This is a genomic window from Streptosporangium sp. NPDC003464 (genome assembly GCF_053588315.1).
The window spans coordinates 69,698-77,060 of sequence record NZ_JBSFPS010000009.1; the positions used below are offsets into that span (position 1 = coordinate 69,698).

At 73.0% G+C, this 7,363-nt stretch carries 6 protein-coding genes; 5 read left to right on the forward strand and 1 reads right to left on the reverse strand.

The annotated features are described in order from the left end of the window. Positions 1 to 34 precede the first annotated feature (34 nt). The 3 genes from ACWDS7_RS03890 to ACWDS7_RS03900 all read left to right on the forward strand — a co-directional run bounded on the left by ACWDS7_RS03890 (position 35) and on the right by ACWDS7_RS03900 (position 5,338). Positions 35 to 2,992 (forward strand): ATP-binding protein, encoded by a 2,958-nt coding sequence (locus ACWDS7_RS03890; protein ID WP_451927998.1) that lies wholly within the window; start codon positions 35 to 37, stop codon positions 2,990 to 2,992. A 350-nt stretch (positions 2,993 to 3,342) separates the two neighbouring features. Further along, entirely contained in the window at positions 3,343 to 4,632 is a 1,290-nt protein-coding gene (locus tag ACWDS7_RS03895; protein WP_306859955.1) for a MurT ligase domain-containing protein, read from the forward strand. Next, positions 4,622 to 5,338, forward strand: a complete 717-nt coding sequence (locus ACWDS7_RS03900; RefSeq protein WP_451927999.1) for a type 1 glutamine amidotransferase — start codon at positions 4,622 to 4,624, stop codon at positions 5,336 to 5,338. The genes ACWDS7_RS03895 and ACWDS7_RS03900 overlap by 11 nt, the downstream gene beginning before the upstream one ends. 322 nt (positions 5,339 to 5,660) lie before the next feature. Here ACWDS7_RS03900 and ACWDS7_RS03905 read toward each other — a convergent pair whose 3' ends face one another. Continuing rightward, positions 5,661 to 6,023, reverse strand: coding sequence for a DsrE family protein (locus tag ACWDS7_RS03905; protein WP_451928000.1), 363 nt, complete (start codon positions 6,021 to 6,023; stop codon positions 5,661 to 5,663). Between the two features lie 67 nt (positions 6,024 to 6,090). Between ACWDS7_RS03905 and ACWDS7_RS03910 the strand changes: the two genes are divergently transcribed. Further along, positions 6,091 to 6,597, forward strand: coding sequence for an FABP family protein (locus tag ACWDS7_RS03910; protein ID WP_306859949.1), 507 nt, complete (start codon positions 6,091 to 6,093; stop codon positions 6,595 to 6,597). Between the two features lie 17 nt (positions 6,598 to 6,614). Continuing rightward, on the forward strand, positions 6,615 to 6,920 hold the full coding sequence (locus ACWDS7_RS03915) for a DUF2470 domain-containing protein (protein WP_451928001.1): 306 nt from the start codon (positions 6,615 to 6,617) through the stop codon (positions 6,918 to 6,920). Positions 6,921 to 7,363: the final 443 nt, after the last annotated feature.

Sequence of the window (7,363 nt, forward strand, 5' to 3'; positions counted from 1 at the left end):
GGGTCCCCTGGGTGGAGACCAAATGCAGCCAAGCGTGTCCCGTCCTCCGGCCGGTCTGACCGGTCCCTGGTACCGGATCCAGGCGATCGCTGCGCCCACGCGCACGTCGTCGGCGGAATGGGACTTCGTCACCGTCCTGCCCGCGGTGCTCTCCGCAGCCCAGCGCGGCCGGCCGTTCGTGGCCGGCTGGCTCTCCCGGGGCTCCGGCGCCCCGCTGGAGCTCATCACCAACGCCGGGCCGCTGACGCCGCCGCGCCCGCCGCGCCGGGCCGCCGCCGAGAGCGGGCCGTTCCCCGCCGGCCCGGAGCCGCTGCTGTTCCCCAGTGGCGCCCGGGGCGTGCGGATCGGCGACGAGTGGCTCCGCGACCTGTCCGACCTGGCCTGGACCGCCTGTCCGGGCCGGCAGGCCCCGCCGCTCGGGGGCCGCCGCGAGCCGGACGCCGACGAGCTCAGGCGGCCCACGCTCTTCGAGTCCACGCTGGTCACGCTCATGTCCCGGCCGTTCGCCTGGCTGGTGGTGGCCGAGCAGACCGACCTGCTGGACGCCGAGGTGGCGCATCTGCGGACCCAGCTCAACGTGCTGAGACAGTACGGCGATGCCTCCGAGCGCTCGCGCTACGACGCCGAGCGGGCCGAGCGGCGCATGCAGGAGCTGGACGCCTTCCGCGAGGCCGGGCTCTGGAGCGTGCGGGTGCTGGCCGGCGCCGCCGGGCCCGAGGAGCTGCGCCAGATCGCCCCCGTGCTGGTCGGCTCGGCCGAGATGAGCCACCACCCCTACCGCCTGCGCAGCGCGCTGGCCGGTCCGGTGTACGGCTTCGCCGAGGCGCTGTCGGTGACCCTGCAGGACCCCGCCGACGGCACCGCGGCCCCGTTCGCGGCCACCGCCGGGGCGCTGGCCGCGCTCGCCGGGCTGCCCCGCCGAGAGGTGCCCGGGGTCCGGGTGCTCGACTCGGGCTTCTTCGACGTGACCAGCGAGGCGGACGTCACGCCGGGCGCCAGGACCATCGACCTCGGGTCGATCCTGGACGGGCAGGACAGGGGGGTCGGCCCGTTCCGGGTCCCGCTGGCGACCCTGAACCGGCACGCGTTCATCACCGGCGCCACCGGCTCGGGCAAGTCCCAGACCGTCAGGCACCTGTTGGAGCAGCTCACCGGGGCCGGCATCCCGTGGCTGGCGATCGAGCCGGCCAAGTCCGAGTACGCCGCGATGGGCGGCAGGGTCGAGCACCTCGCCCCGGTGACCGTGATCAACCCGTCGGCCCCGGACAGCGTGCCGTTCAGCGTCAACCCGCTCGCCCCGGAGCCCGGCTATCCGGTCCAGGCCCACATCGACATGGTCCGGGCGCTGTTCATGGCGGCCTTCGACGCCGAGGAGCCGTTCCCGCAGATCATGTCGCTCGCCCTGCAGCGGGTCTACGAGGCCAACGGCTGGGACGTGGTCACCGGCTGGGCGGCTCCCGGCGCCGCCGTGCGGCCCGCCGTACCGACGCTTGAGCAGTTGCAGCAGCACGCGATGGACGTGATCAAGGAGATCGGTTACGGCAAGGAGGTCCAGGCCGACGTCGAGGGCTTCATCTCGCTGCGGCTGCGGTCGCTGCGGGTCGGCTCGGCGGGCCGGTTCTTCGAGGGCGGCCACCCGGCCGACATCGGCGACCTGCTCCAGCGCAACGTGGTGTTCGCGATCGAGGACGTGGCCAACGACGAGGACAAGGCGTTCCTGATGGGCACGCTGATCATCCGGATCGTCGAGCACCTGCGGATGCGGGCCAGGAAGGAGCGGAGCAGCGGGCTCCGGCACGTCATCGTGATCGAGGAGGCGCACCGGCTGCTCCGCGACCGCGGCGCCGGGCGGGCCAGCACGCACGCGGTCGAGCTCCTGGCGGGCATGCTCGCCGAGATCCGCGCGTACGGCGAGGGCATCGTGGTGGCCGAGCAGATCCCCACCAAGCTGGTCTCCGACGTCGTGAAGAACACGGCGCTGAAGGTCGTGCACCGGCTCCCGGCCGAGGACGACCGGCAGCTCGTGGGGGCCGCGATGAACCTGAGCGAGGAGCAGTCGCGGCAGGTCGTCTCGTTGCAGCCGGGCGTCGCGGCGGTCTTCGCCGACGGGATGGACCGGCCGCTGCGGGTCCAGGTGCCGCTGGGGGAGGACCGCGAGCGGCTGGTCCCCGGCCACATGCCGCCGATCTGCGGCCGCCGTTCGGCGGCGTGCGGCCAGGAGTGCAGGACCGGCCGGGCGTGCACGCTCGTCGAGCTCCGCGAGGCCGACCTGCTCGCCGACGCGCCCGAGTGGGCCTGGCTGCGGATCTGGACCGACACCCTGGTGCTGGCCTTCTGCACCGACCGGCCGGTCCCGGGGGTCCCCCGGGCGCTGGCCGACCTGTGGGCCGAGCTCCCGCTGCGGCGGCGGGAATGCCTGCTCGCCACGGCGGTGGAGCGCAGCGTGGGCCGCCGGGCGTGGTCGCTGCGGACCGTCAGCGACCCGGTGAAGCTGACCGAGCAGGTGGCCACGGCGGCGACCCGGCTGCTGGGGCCCGACCGGGAGGTCGGCGAGCGGCCCGGCCCCGCCTGGGTCATCCCGCAGGTCCGCTGGCTGCACGAGGTGGACCGGCTGTTCCCCTACGGGCAGCCCGCGCCCAACCCGCGCGGTGCCGCGCCGGTCATGGAATACCCGCTGTTCAGCCGCCCCGCGAACGGCTCCGAACTGCTCGGCCACCGGGCCAAGGCGCTGCGCCACCACCCGCTCTCCATGGAGGTGGACCGCAACCGGGCACTGGCCTGGCGGGTGATCCTCGGCGACGACGGGCACGAGGGCGTGGAGCGGGACATCCTCACGGTGACGATCGGCGTCGACCCGGCCGAGCGGCTGCGGCACGTGGCCCAGACGATGGGGGCGGGCTGGCTGGAGAGTGTGCTGTCCTGGCCGCACCGCTTCGTGCTGCCGTTCGACGCGGCGTCACCGGAGACCGCCGAACTCGCCTTCAGTGAGTAGTGTAATCATCACTGTATGAAGCGATCTGTGGTGATTGTCCCTACGGCCGCGCCGACGGCCTCTTCGGGAGCGGGCCGGCCGGCGGCCCTGGTGGCGCGGGCCCGTGCCCGGCGCCGGGGGCTGCGGGGAGCGCGCCCGGACCTCTGGGCGCCCGTGTCCGGGTCCTCGGACATCCGTGCCCGGGCCCTCGGCCGCCCGCGCCCGGACCGTGCCCTTCACGGACCGGCGCGGGGCGCCGCCGGACGGGGACAGCGCCCAACCACGGCTAGGATCTGCGGCATGAGCGATTCGGCGGACCAGGCCCGGCTTGCCGAGCCGTCCTGTGACAGGCCGCTAGGCGAGGAGACGGCATGACTCAGCTTCCGCTGCGGGCGCAGCTCGCGAGTGCTCTCGGCCGGACGGCCGCGACCCTGTCCAGGGCGACCGGCCGTGGCGACGGATCGGTGATCGGCGGCCGGGTCGGCCTGGCGCTGGAGCCCGACCTGCTGCGCCAGCTCGCGCAGGACCGCAAGCTGGCGCTGGTGAGCGCGACCAACGGCAAGACCACCACGACCCGCCTGATCACCTCCGCGCTGCAGGACCTCGGCGACGTCGCCACCAACGCCTTCGGCGCCAACATGCCCGCCGGGCACGTATCGGCGCTGTCGTCGGCCAAGGACGCCCCCTACGGAGTCCTGGAGGTCGACGAGAAATACCTGCCCGAGGTGATCGACACCACCGGGGCCGGCGTGATCGTCCTGATGAACCTCAGCCGCGACCAGATGGACCGGGCCGGTGAGATCTGGCTGCTGGCCCAGAAGTGGCGCCGGGCGCTCGCCGGCAAGAACACCCACGTGATCGCCAACGCCGACGACCCGCTGGTGACCTGGGGCGCCTCCACGGCCACCAGGGTCACCTGGGTGTCGGCCGGGCAGCCGTGGAAGGAAGACTCCTGGTGCTGCCCGGAGTGCGGCGGCCCGCTCGACCGCAAGGGCATGGAATACACCCCGCCCGGCGGCCACGTCTCGGGCATGGTCACCTCCCGCACGGCCGAGAACGACTGGGCCTGCCGCGAGTGCACCTTCCGCCGTCCCGAGCCGTCCTGGATCCTCGACGACGACGCGGTGATCGACCCGCGCAGGCAGCGCTGGGTGCTCGACATCCAGCTCCCCGGCCGGGCCAACCGGGCCAACGCGGTGATCGCGCTGGCCACCGCCGAGACGTTCGGCCTGCCGATCCAGCGGGCGCTGCCCCGCCTGCGCGAGGTCAAGTCCGTCGCGGGCCGCTACACCACCGTGCAGCGCGACGGGCGGCACGCCCGGCTGCTGCTCGCCAAGAACCCCGCCGGCTGGCTGGAGGCGTTCGACGTGCTCGACCGCTCGCTGCCGGTGATCCTGTCGGTCAACGCCCAGGGCCCCGACGGCCGTGACACCTCCTGGCTGTGGGACGTCGACTACCGGGTCCTGCGCGGCAGGCCGGTCTACGTCGCCGGGGAGCGCCGCCTCGACCTCGCGCTCCGGCTGGACGTGGCCGGAGTGCCCTTCCAGCTGGTCGACTCCTTCGAGCAGGCACTCGCCGCGCAGCCGCCGGGCAAGGTCGACGTGATCGCCAACTACACCGCCTTCCAGCAGATTCGATCGGAGTTCGGTCGTGCAGTCTGACAGCGCCCTGCGACTCGTCTGGATCTACCCGGACCTGTTGAGCACCTACGGGGACCAGGGCAACGTCCTGGTCCTGGAGCAGCGCGCCCAGCGCCGCGGCATCCCGGTCGAGACCGTTCACGTGCGCTCGGCCGACCCGGTGCCGGAGGGCGGCGACATCTACCTGATCGGCGGCGGCGAGGACCGGCCGCAGATCCTGGCCGCCGAGCGGCTGCGCCGGGACGGCGGCCTGCACCGGGCCGTGGCGCGCGGCGCCTGCCTGCTGGCCGTCTGCGCGGGTTACCAGATCATGGGCACCACGTTCGGCGGCGAGGAGGGGCAGCCGGTCGACGGCATCGGGCTGATCGACATCGCCAGCGGCCGCGGGACCGGCCGCGCGGTCGGCGAGCTGGCCGGTGAGGCCGACCCGGCCCTCGGCATCCCGACGCTGACCGGCTTCGAGAACCACATGGGCGTCACCCGGCTGGGCCCCGGCGTCCGGCCGCTGGCCCGCACGACGGTCGGCACCGGCAACGGCGACGGCACCGAGGGCTGCTACGCCGGCAGGATCGTCGGCACCTACCTGCACGGTCCCGCGCTCGCCCGCAACCCCGGCCTCGCCGACCTCCTGCTGAGCTGGGCGGTCGGCGCCCAGCTCCCGCCGATCGACGACACCTGGTTCGAGCGGCTCCGCCAGGAGCGGCTGGCCGCGGTGCTGCCCCACTGAGAGCCGCCGCCCCGGACGGTGCCCATCTGGTCTCCCTCAGCGGGCGCGTGTTGTCGCCCATCTGGCCGGTCCACGGCCTTCCAGTCCAAAGCGGTGTTTTCGGGCAGCACTCAACTCCTCACGGGGCCGGCGTCACACCAGCCGGCCGGACGCCGGAGGGTGGAGCCGTAGGCGGACGGGGCCGTAGGCGGACGGGGCCGTAGGAGGACAGGGCCGTACGGGGGTGGAGCCCCGCGAGGGGGCGCCTCCCCGTCGGCGGCCGAGTGGCCCCGGCCCCGCCGGTGGAGCGGGGCCGGCTCCCGTCAGCAGGGGCCGGCTCCCGTCAGTAGACGAGTGCCTGGACCCCTTCGCCGAGGACCTCCTCGACGAAGGTCGGGGCGCCCGCGATGCGCACACCCTCGATCACGTCGTCCACCGTGATGTCGCGCCGGGCCGCGCACTGGGTGCACAGCGTCACGCGGCCCGCGGCCAGCACCGCGTCGAGCAGGTCGCCGAGCTGGGGGGCGTGCGGGAGCGTGAACTCCTTCGCCCGCCCGGGCAGGGCGAACCACGACGACTCGCCGGTCAGCCAGAGAGAGACGGGGACCCCGCTCGCCAACGCCGCCGCGGCCACCGTGAACGCCTGGTTGCAGCGCTCGGGTGCGTCCTCGCCGGCGGTCACCTTGATTACCAGTGATCGTGCCATGCCCGAAGCCTATGCGGGGCCGTGTCACGGGCGCGAGCCGTGCCGTGCCGGGCCTAGGCTCGAACGCATGGACGTTCCCGAACTGCATCCCGACCTTGAGCCGATCGCCTTCCTCCTGGGCCGCTGGGAAGGTGCCGGGGTGGGTGGATACCCGACGATGGAGAGCTTCAACTTCGGCCAGGAGATCGTCTTCGGTCACAACGGCAAGCCCTTCCTGACCTACACCAGCCGCACCTGGTTGCTCGACGCGGCGGGCAACACGGTCCGCCCGCTGGCCACCGAGACCGGCTTCTGGCGCCAGCTGCCCGACCGCCAGCTGGAGGTGTGCCTGACGCATCCGACCGGCATCGTGGAGATCTATCTCGGCGAGGTGGTCTTCAACAAGGTCGAGCTCCACACCGACGTGGTGGCCCGCACCGCCACCGCCAAGGAATACACCGCCGGTCACCGCCTCTACGGCCTGGTCAACGGCAACCTGATGTGGGCCTACGACATGGCGGCCATGGGGCAGCCGCTGCAGTCGCACATCTCCGCCGAGCTCAAGAAGGTGGCCGGCTCCGCGTCTGAGGGGTAATAGCTACGATTTGGCGCATGGATTCCCCTTTTACCCCTGAAGTGGTCGACGCCATCAAGCGGCACATGAACGACGATCATCGCGATGACGCGCTGCTGATCTGCAAGGGCCTCGGCGGGCAGTCCGAGGCCACCAGCGCGACCACGACAGGGGTTGACGCGGAGGCGATCGAGTTCGCCGCCGTGGTCGGCGGTCAGGACGTCGCGGTGCGGGTGCCGTGGAGCGCCACGCTGACCGAGCGCGCCCAGGTCCGCAGGGAAGTGGTCCGCCTCTACCAGGACGCCTGCGCCGCCCTCGGCGTCCCCGCCCGCGGCGAGCACTGACCGCCGGGGCCCGGCGCGGAGGGTGCCGGAAGCGGGGGCACGGAGGCGTCAGGGAGCCGGCGCGGAGGGTCGGGGGCTCAAGGCCGGGAGAACAGGAGTTCGGGCGGGGAGAAAAGGCCCTTGAGAACAGGTGCGGTGAGAACAGGTCCGGTGAGAACAGGTCCGGTGAAAAAGGGAAGAACCCCGGGCCTGCTCCTCCTGCCGTTCAGGAGGGCCAGATGGACCAAAGACGGGGGACCCGTCCGAGACGGGACGGCCCGCCCTCTGGCAGCCCGGGGTTCCGGTGATTGTCGTGGATTCGCCGAACGTCGCCAGACGCCCGGACAGAGTCCGGAGTCGCGGCGTCCTAGCGGACAGCCACCTCGCTAGCCCAACTATGATCAACCATTGTTCGGACCACCTCCTTTCGGCGTGCCCCGAGACTACAAACCCAGGTCGGAGCG

What these genes read in the sequence shown, in the direction of transcription:
- ACWDS7_RS03895 (WP_306859955.1), top strand. Translation starts at nt 3,343, where the DNA reads ATGACTCAGCTTCCGCTGCGGGCGCAGCTCGCGAGTGCTCTCGGCCGG.
- ACWDS7_RS03905 (WP_451928000.1), bottom strand. Translation starts at nt 6,023, where the DNA reads ATGGCACGATCACTGGTAATCAAGGTGACCGCCGGCGAGGACGCACCC.
- ACWDS7_RS03910 (WP_306859949.1), top strand. Translation starts at nt 6,091, where the DNA reads ATGGACGTTCCCGAACTGCATCCCGACCTTGAGCCGATCGCCTTCCTC.
- ACWDS7_RS03915 (WP_451928001.1), top strand. Translation starts at nt 6,615, where the DNA reads ATGGATTCCCCTTTTACCCCTGAAGTGGTCGACGCCATCAAGCGGCAC.